Raw genomic sequence first — 15,113 nt, 5'->3', positions numbered from 1 at the left:
CCGGAAAGTGTCGTACCCGGCGCGGCATAATTGACCGCGATGAATGACCTTCTGACCGGCCTCAACGAACCGCAACGCCAAGCCGTCGAGCACGCCGGATCGCCACTGCTCATCGTCGCCGGCGCCGGCTCCGGCAAGACCCGCGTCCTCACCCACCGCATCGCGTACCTGCTGAGCGAGCGCGGCGCCCACCCCGGCGAGATCCTCGCGATCACGTTCACCAACAAGGCCGCCGCCGAGATGCGCGAACGCGTCGACGACCTCATCGGCCCGCGCTCGCGCGCCATGTGGGTCCTCACCTTCCACTCCGCGTGCCTGCGGATCCTCCGCCGCGAAGCCCACCGGCTCGGCTGGAAGCCCAGCTTCACGATCTACGACACCGACGACGCCCGACGCCTGCTCACCCAGATCGTCAAGGACCTCGGCCTCGACTCCAAGAAGCACTCCCCGCGCTGGCTCGCCGCCGAGATCTCCCGGCTCAAGAACGAGCTCATCGGCCCCGACCAGGCCGCCTCCGCCGCCGACGACGCCCGCGCGAAGCTCGTCGCCGACGTGTACTCGCAGTACGACGAGCGCCTGCGCCTGGCCCAGGCCGTCGACTTCGACGACATCATCGGGTCCACGGTTCACCTGTTCCGGGCGTTCCCCGAGGTCGCCAAGCTGTACCGGATGCGGTTCCGGCACGTCATGGTCGACGAGTACCAGGACACCAACCACGCCCAGTACACGCTCGTGCGCGAACTCGTCGGCACCGGCGACGACCGCGCGGAACTGGTCGTCGTCGGCGACGCCGACCAGTCGATCTACGCGTTCCGCGGCGCCACCATCCGCAACATCATCGAGTTCGAACGCGACTTCCCCGACGCGAAGACGATCCTCCTGGAGCAGAACTACCGCTCCACGCAGACGATCCTCGACGCCGCCAACGGGGTCATCCGCAACAACACCGAACGCGGCCGCGAGAAGCGCCTGTGGAGCGACGAGGGCCCCGGCGGGCGCATCCTCGGGCACACCGGCGACAACGAGCACGACGAGGCCGCCTGGGTCGCCGCGCGGATCGACGAGCTCGTCGACGCCAGCGACACGAGCTTCGGCGACACCGCGATCTTCTACCGCACCAACGCGCAGTCGCGCGCGTTCGAAGAGGTCTTCGTGCGCCGCGGCATCCCCTACAAGGTCGTCGGCGGCGTCCGGTTCTACGAGCGCAAAGAGGTCCGCGACATGCTCGCCTACCTCAAGCTCACCGCGAACCCCGACGACACCGTCTCGGCCATGCGCGTGGTCAACACGCCCAAGCGCGGCGTCGGCGACCGCGCCGTCGCCGAGGTCGAGGCGCTCGCCGCGCGCCTGAAGGTCTCCTTCCCCGAGGCGCTCCACCGCGCCGACGAGGCCGCCGGGATCTCCGGGCGGGCCCGGCCCGGCATCAAGCGGTTCTGCGAGATCATCGACGCCGCAACGGAACTCGCGAAGACCGCGCCGCCCGAGGAGGTGCTCGACAAGCTCATCGCCGACACCGGGTACCTCGACGGGCTCGAACAGTCCAAGGACCCGCAGGACGAGGGCCGCATCGAGAACCTCCAGGAGCTCGTCGCGGTGGCCCACGAGTTCACCGAGCAGGTCGTGCGCGGCACGACCGAGGAGGACGAGGCCGACCTGAACGCGGACGTGCCGTCGTTCCTGGAGCACGTCGCGCTCGTCTCCGACGCCGACTCGATCCCCGACCCCGAGGCGCAGGAGGGCGGCGTCGTCACGCTCATGACCCTCCACACCGCCAAGGGCCTCGAATTCGACACGGTGTTCCTCACCGGCCTCGACGACGGGCTGTTCCCGCACGAGCGGTCCATGAGCAAGCCCGGCGACATGGAGGAGGAGCGGCGCCTCGCGTACGTGGGCCTCACCCGCGCCCGCAAGCACCTGCACCTGACGCGCGCGGGGACCCGGAACGTGTTCGGGCAGCCGCAGTACTACGCCGCCAGCCGGTTCCTCGCCGAGATCCCCGGCGACCTGGTCGAGTGGTCCGAGTCGGCCCCGCCGCCGCCGCGGGTCGTCAAGTCGAAGTCGCCCTCGTTCGGGCAGCCGATCGTCATGCGCAACTCGGGTGATGTGCCGGTGCTCGACGTGGGCGACCGCGTCACCCACGACAAGTACGGGCTCGGCCGCGTCGTGGAGCTCAAGGGCTCGGGCCCGCGGGCCCAGGCGCGCATCGACTTCGGCGACGGCGAACCCAAATGGGTGATCCTGCGCCTCGCGCCGGTGACGAAGCTCTAGCGGAGGTCCAGGCCCGCGCCGGCCAGGTAGTTCAGCGGCTCGACCGGCTCCCCGTTCACGTGCACTTCGAAGTGGACGTGGGAGCCGAACGAGAACCCGGTGTTCCCGGCGTCGGCGATGTGCGTCCCCGAGTCGACCCAGTCGCCGGGCTGCACGTTGATCGCCGAGTTGTGCGCGTAGTAGGTCTCCACGCCGTCCCCGTGGTCGATGATCACCAGGTTCCCGAAGCCGGACTCCCAGCCCGCGTGCTTGACCGTGCCCGGGTACGCGGCGTAGACCGGGTCGCCGGTCTCGGCGTCGAAGTCGACCCCGTTGTGGTTGCGGCCCCAGCGCTGCCCGAACAGCGACGTGATCGTGATGTCGTCGAGCATCGGCTTCCACTGGATCTGCGCGTCCTGCCCCGTGACCGGGGTGGTCCGCTCCGACTGCGCGGCGGCCTCGTCGGCCGCGGCGGAGGCGGGGGACGCGGAGCCGTCCGCGCTGGACGCCTGGGGGACGCTCGCCTCGGCGGCGAGCGCGGCGATGTCGTCCACGGCCCGCGACGGGGCGGGCTCCTCACCGGACGGCATCCCGGCGGCGGTCGCCATCGCGACGATGGACGCGCCGGCGACCGCCGAGCCGACGACGGCGGTGTAGCGGCGCTGGGTCCCCGCCAGCAGCGGGGAGAGTTCTGCGGCCCACGAGGCGCGGTGCTGGCCCCTCGTGCGGTGCGGCCGGGCGGCGTGACGCCTGATCGACAAGGCGGCTACCGGTCCGGTGTCTGACAATCGATGCTCCCCCTTGACGAAGCTTGCGAGTCATAAATTCGCACAGCCCGTGACGGACTCATCGGACGGGGCGTCGGGCCGCGGACTGGCGCGGCTCCGGGGGGCCGTCCGTGAGCTTGGCAACCGGCCCACGGTAGCGCTGCGAACGCCGGGCGGGGGAGATTCGTCACCGCCCGGCGTGTCGCGACAATCAGGACAATAAGGAAAGGTAAGGGCTACGCGCCCAGGCGTTCCTTCGATTCGGTGAAGATCCGCACGATCTCGGGGCGGACCTCGGCGCGCTCGGTCAGCGGCTGGGCCCAGTCGATGCGGATCGCGACCTCGCTGCCGTTCACGGCGGCCGCGAAGTCGGCGCCGTCCCCGTCGAAGCCGGTCATGCGGGCCGCGTGCGCCTCCGGCTGGCCGCCGGTCCCGCGGCAGATCACGAGCGTGTCGTCGGCGTGGTCGACGTTCATGTGGTGGCAGATCGCGGCCACGACCTTCGGCTCGAACGGGTTCCTCCCCAGGTTCGCGCCCAGTTCGGACAGGACCGATCCGTTGTGGTCGTAGGCGAGGAGGATCTCCTCGACGAGCGCGGCCTTGGCGTCCTCGGGCAGGTCGATCGCGTCCAGGCGGGCCCGGTACTCGTCCTTGAACGCCTTCGGGCTCGTGATGCCGGCGAACACGTAGAAGGACGCGCCCTCGTCCTCGAAGCCGTAGTTGCGCCGCGCGGCCTTCCCGAACGCCTGGCCGCCGGAGAGGTCGCCGAGGTAGCGGGTGTAGGCGTGAGCGACGTAACCGCCCGGCTCGGCCGCGGCGGCCGTGACGCGGTCCACATAGGCGCGCGTCGAGGAGAGCGGCTCGATGCCCGAACGCCACTTGGGGCCCATGAGGAACCGCAGGTCCGCCTCGATCGACGCCGTGCGCGCGAGTTCGGGGAACACGAACGGCCCGGCCACGGGATCGTCGGCGAGCCGGTCGCCCGCGGCCTCGATCGCCTCGTAGACGAAGAACTGCTGCGCGTGCCAGCGGGTGTAGTCGTCGACGGAGAGGGAGCCGTCGAAGAGGCGGTCGAACAGGCCCGGCGCGCGTTCGGCGTCCGCTTCGGCGGAGGGGTCGAGTCCCTGATGGCGCGACCACGACGCCTCGCGGATCCGGGCCGAGAACGACATCGCGGAGGCGGTGTCAGCAGACATGGGCGTCATTCCTTATCGGGATGTGAAGTTCTTCGAGAGTAAGGCAAGCCTAACCTACAGGGGCCCGCCGTGTCATGGGCTGCGAACGGCCGACCCGTCAGCGAACGCCGTCAGGTCATCGGCGAGAATGGCCACCTGCCCTACTCACACGTACGGCTGAACCAGAAAGAGCACGAGAATCACGGTCGCAAGCCTTCCCTAGTGCGACGCGACTGTGGCACCATGGGCTCAACTGGTCCCCTTGACTGAACGTACCCACCACTCACGGGAGGCCCTGTGAAACCGGCCAGACTTTTGAAGAGACTCGGCGCCGTGGTCGCCGCTGGCCTGATTGCCCTCGGCCTGGTCGTCGGAACCGCGAACATCGCCTCCGAAGGCGGCGGCTCGGGTGAGATCAGCGCCAACGAAGGCGGCGGCTCCGGAGAGATCAGCACCGCCGCCCCTGCCGATGCGAACGGCGGCGGCTCGGGTGAGATCAGCGACGACGAGACCGACGGCTCCGGCGAACTCAGCGACGTCACCATCGCGGGCGGCTCCGGCGAGCTCAGCGTCACCTCGATCCGCGGCTCCGGCGAACTCAGCTAGCCGCGGAGGGCGGTCGCCGAGATGCCGATGACGGGAGAGCGACGCGCGGCGTTCGACCGCGTCATGGCGAGGGTGACCACCGGTGTCGTCCTCGGCACCGGCATCCTCGGCCTGGTCCTCTTCGGCCCTCCCGAGACCTACCCGGTGACGCAGCTCGTACTGTTCGTCGCCGCGTTCTTCCTGTGCCAGGGCCTGCTGGTCCAGCACCACGCCCGCGGCGTGGCGATCTCGTTCAACCTGACCGACATCCCGATGGTCATCGCCCTGTTCTACCTCCCGCCGTTCTGGGTGGTGGCCACCAAGTTCCTCGCCGCGGGCCTGTTCTTCGGGCGCCGATACATCCGCGAGGACATCGGCCTGCTCAAACCGACGTTCAACACCGGCATCACCACTGCGGGCACCGTCGTCGCCGCGCTGTACGTCCAGTACATGCACCTCGGCGCGGCCTCCTCGACGAGGACCTGGCTCATCCTCGTCTCCGCGATCCTCCTCATGGGACTGGTCAGCACGGTCTTCATGTCGGCCATGCTCTACTTCCTGTCCGGCTGGGCCGCCGTCGTCAAGGCATGGAGCGGGTTCCTGCTCACCATGGTCGGCCCGGTCCTCGCCGCCTGCGTCGGCGTGATCTTCCTCGTGCTCCTGGACGCGACCATCTGGTCCGGCGTCCTCATCGGGCTCATCGTCATCGCCCTCGTGTACCTCACCCGCAGCTACATGGGGCTGCGCCGCCAGCGGCAGGTGCTGCGCGAGCTCAACGACTTCACGCAGCTCGTCGTCGACTCCGTCAGCTCCAAGCGGCTCATCGACGCGATGCTGGGCCGCCTGCGGGACATCCTGTCGGCCGAGTCCGCGACCGTGTGGGTCCCGGCTTCGGGCCGGTACTCCCAGATCCGGCTCACCTCCGCGGTCGACGACGCCGGACTCACCGACCTCGACCCCATCCCCGACAACCTTCAGCGCCAGGTCATGGAGTCGGGCGAGGGCGTCCTTCTCAGCCCCAAGAACGGCGGCCCCGAGCAGTTCGCCGAACTCGAAGCCGCCGGGCTGCGCGGCGCGATGCTCGTCCCCCTGCGTTCCGGCGACGAGGTCTACGGCTGCCTTTCGGTCGCCGACCGCATCGGCGGTGAGCTCTCCCATTTCCTTCCGCTCGACCTCCAGCTCCTGGAGACCATCGCCGCCAGCGTCGGCATCGCCGTCCAGAACGAGCGGCTGCTCGACCAGCTGCGGTACGACGCCTACCACGACCCGCTCACCGGCCTGCCGAGCCGCAGGCGCTCGCTCGAAGCGCTCCAGGAGGCCCTGTCGATCACCGTCGCGAACGAGGTCGTGGCCGTGTTCATGTTCGATGTGGACTCGCTCCACGAGATCAACGACGCGCTCGGACACGAGGCCGGCGACACCGCGCTGCGCGAGTTCGCGCGCCGGCTCAAGGAGCAGGCCCCGGCGGCGTCGTTCATCGGGCGCATCGACTCCGACGAGTTCATCCTCCAGACGCGGCTCGCGTCGACCGAAGCGGCCGTGGAGACCGCGCGGCGGCTGCGCGCGGGCATCCAGGGGCCGTTCGAGGTCGGCGGCGTCGCCGTCAGCCTCTCGGCGGCCGTGGGGGTCGTCACGCACCCCGACTTCGCGGCCGACGCCGACGAGCTCCTCAAGCGCGCCGACGGCGCGACGAGGCAGGCGAAGACCGCCGCCGACGGCGTCCAGCTGTACCACGCGGGGCTCGAATCCGAGAGCCTGCGGCGCATCGGCCTCGCCGCCGACCTGCGCCGGGCCCTGGACCGGGGCCGGCTCGAAGTGCATTTCCAGCCGAAGGTCCGGCTCGACCGGGCCCTGGACGCGGGCGGGGCCGTCATCGGCGCCGAGGCGCTCGTGCGGTGGCCGCACCCGACGTACGGGACCGTCGCGCCCGAGGAGTTCATCCCGATCGCCGCGTCCACCGGGCAGCTCGGCCAGCTCACCGACACCGTCCTCGACGAGGCCCTGAAGCGCTCGGCCGAATGGGCCGGGGAGGACGGGCCGCTGCCGATGTCGGTCAACCTGTCGCCGCGCACGCTCGCCGACGCCGGGTTCCCCGACCGGGTCCAGGCGCTCCTGGACCGGCACGGCGTGCCGCCCGAGCGGCTCACGTTCGAGATCACCGAGGACGACGTGGTCTCCGGCGAGCCGCGGCTCACCCCCGCGCTCGACCGGCTCCACGAGATGGGCGTGCGCCTGTCCGTCGACGACTTCGGCGCCGGGTACTCCTCGCTCGCGTACCTGCGGCGGCTGCCGGTGCAGGAGATCAAGATCGACCTGCGCTTCGTCCAGGGCATGGCCACCGACGACGACGACAAGGCGATCGTGGAGGCCGTCCTGGGCCTCGCCAGGCACTTCGCCATCGACGTGGTCGCCGAGGGCATCGAGTCGCACCAGACCGTCGAGCAGCTCCGCGAGCTCCACTGCGAGGCCGGGCAGGGGTACTACTTCTCGCGCCCGCTGCCCCCCGACCGCTTCGCCGCGTGGCTCGACGGGCAGGGCTGGACCCGCGGCCAGACCCGCCTGCGGGTGGTCTGAGACGGGCCTGTGGCCCGCACCGCAACGCGGGCCCCGGTTCGGCCTGGCGGGCGCCGTCATGTACTCTTGTCAAGGCCGCGAGGGAAGCCTCGCGAACGCCCCCTTAGCTCAGTCGGCAGAGCGTCTCCATGGTAAGGAGAAGGTCTACGGTTCGATTCCGTAAGGGGGCTCGGAGACACCTCGAAGCGCAAGCGGAACGGTGTCGGACTGCTCACCCAGAGCCAATCTGGCGGCAGTGAGCACACGGCGGTGTAGCTCAGTGGTAGAGCAAACGACTCATAATCGTTGTGTCGGCAGTTCGATCCTGCCCATCGCTACTTTTGGCAATCGGCGACCACTGCGTTACGCTGGTCGCCGTTTTGTTTTGCAGGGAGAGCCCGCCGACCGGCGGGTTCCGCTAGAGGAAGGCACTCATCGTGGCCAAGGCTACCGACGTCCGCCCCAAGATCACCATGGCGTGCGTGGAGTGCAAGGAGCGCAACTACATCACGAAGAAGAACCGGCGGAACAACCCCGACCGGCTCGAGCTCAAGAAGTACTGCCCGCGCTGCAAGACCTCGCAGGTCCACAAAGAGACCCGCTAAGTCTTCCCCGCCCCCTCGGTACATGCTCAACGCTTCGTATGCAGGCCGGTCCTTGCCGACCACCCCACCGGTGGCGGTCACCGCTGAATCGGTGACCCGCTTCGCCGAGGCCCTCGGCCTCCCCGACACCGGTGTGGTCCCGCCTACCTACCTGATCTCGCTGACGCTGCCCGCGGCGGACCGGCTCATCGACGACCCCGATTTCGGGCTCGACTGGAGCCGCGTCCTGCACCGCGAGCAGCGTTTCGCGTACCACCGGGAGCTGCGGGCGGGCGACGAGGTGACCTGCACGGTCACCGTCGAGTCGATCAAGACCGTCGCCGGGAACGACCTCCTGTCGCTGCGCACCGCCGTCGACGACGGCGAGGGCGTGGCCGCCGAGGTGTGGACCACATTGTTCGTGGCGGGAGACCCGCAGTGAACCACCTCGAAGTCGGGGCCGTCGTCTTCACGGCCTCCTACCCCGTCGAGCGCGCGGACCTCCAGCGGTACGCCGACGCCTCCGGGGACCACAACCCGATCCACCTCGACGAGGCCGCCGCCAAGGCCGCCGGGCTCCCGAACGTGATCGCCCACGGCATGTACACGATGGGCCTGGTCTCGCGCGCGATCCTCGAATGGGTCGCCGACGCCGGGATCGACGCCCGGCTCACCGAGTTCACCGCCCGCTTCGCCAAGCCCGTGGTCGTACCCGAGGGCGGCACCGCGGTCGAGGTCGAGGGCAAGGTCCGCAAGAGCGCGGACGGCTCGGTCGAACTCGCGATCACCGCGACCAGCGCCGGCGAGCGGGTGCTCGCACCCGCCCGCGCGACATTGGTGGCGAACTTATCCACAGCCCTGTGGATAACTCCGCGTAGTCGAAGAACCCCTTGCCGCTCTTGCGGCCGATCTCGCCCGCGGCGACCAGGCGGCGCAGCAGCGCCGGCGGGAAGAACTGCGGGTCCGCGGTGTCCTCGTAGATGTTCTCGGTCGCGTGCGCGATCACGTCGATGCCGGTGAGGTCGGCGGTCGCGAGCGGGCCCATCGGGTGGCCGAAGCCGAGCCGGCAGGCCGTGTCGAGGTCCTCGGCCGAGATGACGCCGTTCTCCACGAGCCGGGCCGCCTCGTTCACCAGGGCGCAGATCAGGCGGGTGGTCGCGAAGCCCGCGACGTCCCGGTTGACGACCACGCAGGTCTTCCCGGCGGCCTCGGCGAAGGCGCGGGCCGCAGCGAGGGCCTCGTCGCTGGTGTGGATGCCGCGCACGAGCTCGCACAGCTTCATCATCGGGACCGGCGAGAAGAAGTGGGTGCCCACGACCCGCTCGGGGTGCGTGGCGGCCGCGGCGATCTCCGTGATCGGGATCGCCGAGGTGTTCGTGGCGAGCACGGTCTCCGGGGAGACGATGCCCGAGAGCTGCCGGAAGACCTCCTGCTTGACCGGGAGGCGCTCGAAGACCGCTTCGACCGCGATCTCGGCGCCCGCGGCGGCCTTGAGATCCGTTGAGGTGGCGATCCGCGAGAGGGCCGCATCGGCGGCCTCCGCGGTGGTCTTCTCCTTGGCGACGAAGCGGTCGAGGGAGGAGCGGATCGCCGCCAGCGCCCGGTCGAGCGCCCCCCCGTCCGTGTCGATCAGCGTGACGTCGGAACCGCCGAGGCTTGTGACCTGTGCGATCCCGGAACCCATGAGTCCCGAACCGATTACCGCGACTTGTGTCATGGGGGGAGGCTATATGGTCGGGGGTATGGCGGTCAATCTCACCAGGATCTACACGAAAACCGGCGACGACGGCACGACCGGCCTCGCCGACTTCACCCGCGTCCCCAAGACCCATGTGCGGCTCGCGGCCTACGGCGACGTCGACGAGGCGAACGCGGTCATCGGCTCGGCGCTCGCGCTCCAGACGGGCGAGATCGGCGAGCGGGAGACCGCGATCCTGCTCGCGGTCCAGAACGACCTGTTCGACGTCGGCGCCGACCTGTCGACGCCGGTGGCCGAGAGTCCGAAATACCCGCCCCTGCGCATCGACGAGTCCTATGTGACCCGTCTGGAGGGCTGGATCGACGAGTGCAACGCCGATCTGGAGAACCTGCGGTCGTTCATCCTGCGCGGCGGGACGCCCGGCGCGGCGCTGCTGCACCAGGCGTGCACGGTGGCGCGGCGGGCCGAGCGGTCGGTGTGGGCGCTGCTGGAGTCCGAGCCGGACGTGACGCACGCGGTGCCGGTGACGTACCTGAACCGGCTCTCGGACCTGCTGTTCGTGTTGGCGCGCAAGGCGAATCCGGGCGGCGACGTGCTGTGGGCGCCGCGGGGCTCGCAGGGGTTACCGAGCGGGCGCTCGCGGCGTGTTGTGAAATCGTTACGGCTGCGGAGCGGTGCCCGTGCTTGACGAGAGCGATAACACGGGTAAGGATATGAGCGGTAACATGCATGCGCGCAAATATCGAAAACCCTCTCACCACCGCTCTTGAAAGGCGACCCCCGTGAAAAGAAGGACCTTTGCCGGCATCGGCGCCGGTGTATTCCTCCTCCCCTTGGCCGCATGCGGCGACGACAGCGACTCCGGAGACGGCGGCGGCGGCGACGGCCTGGTCGTCGGCTTCGCCCAGGTCGGTGCCGAATCCGCTTGGCGCACCGCCAACTCCACCTCCGTCCAGGACGCCGCCGCGGCGGACGACCGCATCGCCGAGCTCAAGTTCGTCGACGCGCAGCAGGACCAGGAGAAGCAGATCGAGGCGGTCCGCAACTTCATCACGCAGCAGGTCGACGTCATCGTCCTGGCACCGGTGGTCGAGACCGGCTGGACCGACGTCCTCCAGGAGGCCGCGGACGCCGGCATCCCGGTGGTGCTGGCCGACCGCGGCATCGAGGCGGCCGACGAGGACCTGTACGTGACGCGCCTCGGCTCGGACTTCGTAGCCGAGGGCCGCAGCGCCGGCGAGTGGGCGGCGACGACGTTCGCCGACGACGCCGACGGCACCCGCATCCTGGAGCTCCAGGGCACCACCGGTTCGGCTCCCGCGAACGACCGCAAGACCGGGTTCTTCGAGGTGCTCGACGCCGAGGGCCTGAACTACGAGATCGTGGACTCCCAGTCGGGGAACTTCACGGCCGAAGAGGGCAAGTCGGTGATGGAAACGTTCATCACGACCCACGGCCTCGACGGCATCGACCTGCTGTACGCCCACAACGACGAGATGGGCCTCGGCGCGATCCAGGCGATCGAGGAGGCGGGTTTCGCGCCCGGCACCGACATCCAGATCATCATCGTCGACGGCTCCAAGGCCGGCTTCCAGGCGGGCGTCGACGGCAAGCTCAACTACATCGTGGAGTGCAACCCGGTGTTCGGCGAGCAGCTGATGGACGTCGTGGTCCAGGTGGCCGACGGCGAGTCCGTCGAGAAGTTCACCCCGGTCGAGGAGGGCGTCTTCGACGCCACCCAGTTCGAGGCCGAGCTCCCCAACCGCCAGTTCTAGCCCCAGTGACGGCGCCACCGCCCGGACCTCGCGGTCCGGGCGGCGGCGCCGCTTCGAACGAAGGACGGTCCCATGACCGATGCTGCCCTGGTCCGCATGACCGGCATCGTGAAGGACTTCACCGGCGTCCGCGCCCTCGACGGCGTCGACTTCACCCTCAGGCCCGGCGAGATCCACGCCGTGATGGGGGAGAACGGCGCCGGGAAGTCCACATTGATCAAAGTTCTGACGGGCGTGCACGGCCACGACGCCGGCGAGATCCTCCTCGACGGTGAGCCGGTGCGCTTCTCCAGCCCCAAGGCGGCCCAGGCCGCCGGCATCTCCACGGTCTACCAGGAGGTCAACCTCACCGACAACCTGTCGGTGGCCGAGAACCTCCTCGCCGGGCGCGAACCGCGCCTCGGGCCGTTCATCAACTTCCGCGCCATGCGCCGCCGCGCGAAGGCGCTCCTCGACGACATCGGGATCGACCTCAACGTGGCCGCGCCCCTGTCGTCGTACTCGATCGCCATGCAGCAGCTCGTCGCCATCGCGCGGGCGGTCGACATCGAGGCGAAGGTCCTCATCCTCGACGAGCCCACGTCGTCGCTCGACCGCGACGAGGTCGAAGTGCTCCTCGGGGTCATGCGCCGCCTCGCCGGGAACGGCACCGCCATGGTGTTCATCTCCCACTTCCTCGACCAGGTCTACGAGATCTCCGACCGGATGACCGTCCTGCGCAACGGGAGGCTCGTCGGCGAATGGGCCACTGAGGACCTGCCGCAGAACGAGCTCATCGGGCACATGCTCGGCCGCGAGGCCGCGGCCCTGGAGCAGATCGAGCGGGCCGCGTCCCAGCACCAGGTCGAGGACGAGGCGCCGCTGGTCGAGGCGACGGGCTTGGGCCGCAAGGGGTCCATCGCGCCATACGACCTCCAGATCCGGCGCGGCGAGGTCGTCGGCCTCGCCGGGCTCCTGGGGTCCGGGCGCACCGAGACGGCCCGGCTCATCGCCGGTGCCGACCGCGCCGACTCCGGGACGCTCAAGTTCGAGGGGAAGAAGGTCGGCGGGCACAACCCGCGCACCGCCGCCGCCCGCGGCATCGCGTTCTGCCCCGAGAACCGCAAGACCGAAGGGCTCGTAGGGGACCTGACGGTGGCCGAGAACATGATCCTCGCGATGCAGGCGTCCCGCGGCTGGGCCCGGTCGATCCCGATCGCCAGGCGCGACAAGCTCGTCGCCGAGTTCATCGAGAAGCTCGGCATCCGCCCCGCCGACCCCGACATGCCCGTCAAGAACCTCTCCGGCGGCAACCAGCAGAAGGTCCTGCTCGCCCGCTGGATGCTCATCGAGCCGAAGCTCCTCATCCTCGACGAGCCCACCCGCGGGATCGACGTCGGCGCGAAGGCCGACATCCAGCGGCTCGTCGCCGAGCTCTCCGCCGAAGGGATGTCCGTCCTGTTCGTCTCCGCCGAACTCGACGAGGTCACCCGCCTGTCCGACCGGATCGCGGTCCTGCGCGACCGGGAACTCATCGCCGTGCTCGAATCCGAGGCAGACATGACGAGCGAACGCATCGTCGACACGATCGTGGCGGGAGGGCGCGAGTCGTGAGCTCTTACGCCAAGCGGCTCATGTGGCCGGTGCTCATCCTGCTGGCCCTCATCGTCGTCAACATCATCGCCACCGGCGTCGACTTCATCATTCCCAGCGTCAACGACGACGGCCGCCTCGGCGGCGCGTTCGTCAACATCCTGCGCCGCTCCGCGCCGCTGCTGCTCATCGCGCTCGGCATGACGCTCGTCATCGCCACCAAGGGGATCGACCTGTCCGTCGGCGCCGTCTACGCCATCGGCGCGGCCATCGCCTGCCAGCTGATCATCGACGCGCCGGACCAGACCGCGGCCGGGCTCGTCTTCACCGCGATCAGCCTCGCGCTCGTCGTCACCGCCGTCATCGGCGCCTGGAACGGCGTCATGGTCGCCTACTTCGGCATCCAGCCGATCGTCGCGACGTTGATCCTCATGATCGCCGGGCGCGGCATCGCGCAGCTCGTCACCGGCGGCCAGATCCCGAAGGTCCAGGACTCCAGCCCGTTCACCGAGCTCGGGCGCGGCGCGTTCCTGACGATCCCGATCCCCATCTGGATCGCCGCCCTCGCGCTCACCGCCCTCGCGCTGCTCACCCGCAAGACCGCGCTCGGGATGCTCCTCGAATCCGTCGGCGGCAACCCCGAGGCCAGCCGCCTCGCCGGCATCCGGTCCAAGGGCATCACCGTCCTCGTGTACCTCGTGTGCGGGCTCTGCGCGGGCCTCGCCGGGCTCATCGGCGCCGCCAACCTCGGCAGCGCCGACGCCAACAACGGCGGCCTGTGGATCGAACTCGACGCCATCCTCGCCGTCGTCATCGGCGGCACCGCGCTCGTCGGCGGCCGGTTCTTCCTGCTGGGCACCGCCATCGGCGTCGCCATCATCGGCACGCTCGAAGACACCATCATCAACGTCGGCCTCTCCAGCCAGTGGCAGTTCACCGCGAAGGCCGTCGTCGTCTTCGTCGTCGCACTGCTCCAGAGCCCCGAGTTCCGGGCCTGGATCCTGAAGCCGTTCAAGCGAAAGCCGGAGACCACGGCGCCCGCGCCGGTCGAGGAGGCCGCGAAATGACCGCCCAGACCCTGACCGAGCGCCCCTCGCGCTCGAAGCTCTTCGACGGGCTCACCCGGTACATCCCCATCGGCGCGACCGTGGCGCTGCTGATCGCCCTGTACCTCGGCGGGCTCGCGAACTACCGGAACTTCGACAGCCCCCAGGTCGTCGCCAAGCTCTTCATCGACAACGCCCCGCTGCTGGTCATCGCCGTCGGCATGACCTTCGTGATCCTCTCCGGCGGCATCGACCTGTCCGTCGGGTCGGTCATGGCGTTCTCGACGATGGCCTGCGCATGGCTCACCGTCGACGCCGGGGTGAGCGCGCCGCTCGCGCTCGTCCTCGTGCTCGCCTTCGGCACCGCCTGGGGCCTGCTCATCGGCGCCGTCATCCACTACTTCCACGTACAGCCGTTCATCGCGACCCTCGTGGGGCTCTTCCTGTTCCGCGGCCTCACCCTCCAGATCTCCGACACCGACGTGTCCATGCGCGAGGTCGGGTTCTTCCAGTGGGGCATGACCCACGTCGACTTCGGGAAGATCCGCGACGGCGGCTTCTGGCTCCCGTACCTGTCGTTCGTCGCCTTCGCGGTCGTGATCATCGCGTTCGTCGTCCTGCACTACACGCGCTTCGGACGCGGCGTCTACGCCGTCGGCGGCTCCGAGTCCTCCGCGCTCCTCATGGGCCTCCCCGTGGCGCGCACCAAGATCGGCGTCTACGCGATCAGCGGCTTCTGCGCCGCCCTCGCCGGCGTCCTCGCCGCCTTCGCCACCAAGAGCGCCAACCCGCTCGCCAACGTCGGCGCCGAACTCGACGCCATCGCCGCCGTCGTCATCGGCGGGACCCTCCTCACCGGCGGGGCCGGATTCGTCCTCGGCACCGTCGCCGGCGTCATGGTCTGGGGCATGCTCAACACCCTCATCGCCTTCCAGGGGAACCTCTCCTCCTGGTGGGCACGGATCGTCATGGGCGTCCTGCTCCTGGCGTTCATCCTCCTCCAGCGCATCCTCGCCCGCTCCGGCGAGAAGCGCCGCACATAGACACCACTCTTCGCACTAGAGGGGCCGTTCACCGCCAGGTGGACGGCCCCTCGACTTATACGGGTTG

General features: G+C 69.7%; 13 protein-coding genes, 2 tRNA genes and 1 pseudogene. 13 read left to right on the top strand and 3 right to left on the bottom strand.

Translation table 11 applies throughout. The features are described from left to right. Positions 1-39 precede the first annotated feature (39 nt). Positions 40-2,268: a DNA helicase PcrA gene (gene pcrA, locus DI269_RS12770; RefSeq protein ID WP_112136490.1), complete on the top strand. Its 2,229-nt coding sequence runs from the start codon at positions 40-42 to the stop codon at positions 2,266-2,268. Here pcrA and DI269_RS12765 read toward each other — a convergent pair. Together DI269_RS12765 and DI269_RS12760 are read right to left on the bottom strand one after the other, a co-directional pair. Next, complete coding sequence (locus tag DI269_RS12765) at positions 2,265-3,008, bottom strand: M23 family metallopeptidase (protein WP_112136488.1); 744 nt, start codon at positions 3,006-3,008, stop codon at positions 2,265-2,267. The genes pcrA and DI269_RS12765 overlap by 4 nt on opposite strands. A 242-nt stretch (positions 3,009-3,250) precedes the next feature. Continuing rightward, positions 3,251-4,210: a biliverdin-producing heme oxygenase gene (locus DI269_RS12760; RefSeq protein ID WP_112136486.1), complete on the bottom strand. Its 960-nt coding sequence runs from the start codon at positions 4,208-4,210 to the stop codon at positions 3,251-3,253. Between the two features lie 312 nt (positions 4,211-4,522). Between DI269_RS12760 and DI269_RS12755 the strand changes: the two genes are divergently transcribed. From DI269_RS12755 to DI269_RS12725, 7 genes and pseudogenes are all read left to right on the top strand, one after another. Further along, positions 4,523-4,795 (top strand): hypothetical protein, encoded by a 273-nt coding sequence (locus tag DI269_RS12755; protein ID WP_112136484.1) that lies wholly within the window; start codon positions 4,523-4,525, stop codon positions 4,793-4,795. A gap of 63 nt (positions 4,796-4,858) precedes the next feature. Then, complete coding sequence (locus DI269_RS12750; protein WP_198667371.1) at positions 4,859-7,348, top strand: EAL domain-containing protein; 2,490 nt, start codon at positions 4,859-4,861, stop codon at positions 7,346-7,348. A 97-nt stretch (positions 7,349-7,445) separates the two neighbouring features. Next, a tRNA-Thr gene (locus DI269_RS12745) sits at positions 7,446-7,518 on the top strand. A gap of 75 nt (positions 7,519-7,593) precedes the next feature. Beyond that, positions 7,594-7,665 (top strand) — tRNA-Met (locus DI269_RS12740). 96 nt (positions 7,666-7,761) lie between these two features. Beyond that, entirely contained in the window at positions 7,762-7,932 is a 171-nt protein-coding gene (rpmG, locus tag DI269_RS12735; protein ID WP_091052442.1) for a 50S ribosomal protein L33, read from the top strand. Between the two features lie 52 nt (positions 7,933-7,984). Next, positions 7,985-8,353, top strand: a complete 369-nt coding sequence (locus DI269_RS12730; protein ID WP_157974946.1) for an FAS1-like dehydratase domain-containing protein — start codon at positions 7,985-7,987, stop codon at positions 8,351-8,353. After that, a pseudogene (locus DI269_RS12725) lies at positions 8,317-8,682 on the top strand (MaoC/PaaZ C-terminal domain-containing protein); the annotation flags it as partial. The gene DI269_RS12730 and the pseudogene DI269_RS12725, both read left to right, overlap by 37 nt. A 13-nt stretch (positions 8,683-8,695) precedes the next feature. Here DI269_RS12725 and DI269_RS12720 read toward each other — a convergent pair. After that, positions 8,696-9,628, bottom strand: a complete 933-nt coding sequence (locus DI269_RS12720; RefSeq protein WP_112136478.1) for a 3-hydroxyacyl-CoA dehydrogenase family protein — start codon at positions 9,626-9,628, stop codon at positions 8,696-8,698. 25 nt (positions 9,629-9,653) lie between these two features. Here DI269_RS12720 and DI269_RS12715 point away from each other — a divergent pair, with 25 nt between their 5' ends. The 5 genes from DI269_RS12715 (at position 9,654) to DI269_RS12695 (ending at position 15,046) form a co-directional block, all read left to right on the top strand. Beyond that, positions 9,654-10,298, top strand: a complete 645-nt coding sequence (locus DI269_RS12715; RefSeq protein ID WP_112136476.1) for a cob(I)yrinic acid a,c-diamide adenosyltransferase — start codon at positions 9,654-9,656, stop codon at positions 10,296-10,298. Positions 10,299-10,392: 94 nt separating this feature from the next. Further along, positions 10,393-11,385 carry an ABC transporter substrate-binding protein gene (locus tag DI269_RS12710; RefSeq protein ID WP_112136474.1) on the top strand — a complete coding sequence of 331 codons (993 nt, stop codon included), beginning with the start codon at positions 10,393-10,395 and terminating at the stop codon, positions 11,383-11,385. A gap of 72 nt (positions 11,386-11,457) precedes the next feature. Beyond that, positions 11,458-12,978: a sugar ABC transporter ATP-binding protein gene (locus DI269_RS12705; protein WP_112136472.1), complete on the top strand. Its 1,521-nt coding sequence runs from the start codon at positions 11,458-11,460 to the stop codon at positions 12,976-12,978. Continuing rightward, positions 12,975-14,024, top strand: a complete 1,050-nt coding sequence (locus tag DI269_RS12700; RefSeq protein WP_198667369.1) for an ABC transporter permease — start codon at positions 12,975-12,977, stop codon at positions 14,022-14,024. Before DI269_RS12705 ends, DI269_RS12700 begins: the two co-directional genes overlap by 4 nt. After that, the gene (locus tag DI269_RS12695; protein ID WP_112136470.1) at positions 14,021-15,046 is read left to right on the top strand and encodes an ABC transporter permease subunit; all 1,026 of its coding nucleotides are present in this window, start codon (positions 14,021-14,023) and stop codon (positions 15,044-15,046) included. Before DI269_RS12700 ends, DI269_RS12695 begins: the two co-directional genes overlap by 4 nt. Positions 15,047-15,113 lie beyond the last annotated feature (67 nt).

Origin of the sequence: Glycomyces dulcitolivorans (assembly GCF_003265355.1) — a bacterium.
Classification (GTDB): Bacteria; Actinomycetota; Actinomycetes; order Mycobacteriales; family Micromonosporaceae; genus Glycomyces; species Glycomyces dulcitolivorans.
The sequence above is the reverse complement of the archived record's forward strand: the minus strand, read 5'-3'. Positions and strand labels throughout refer to the sequence as shown.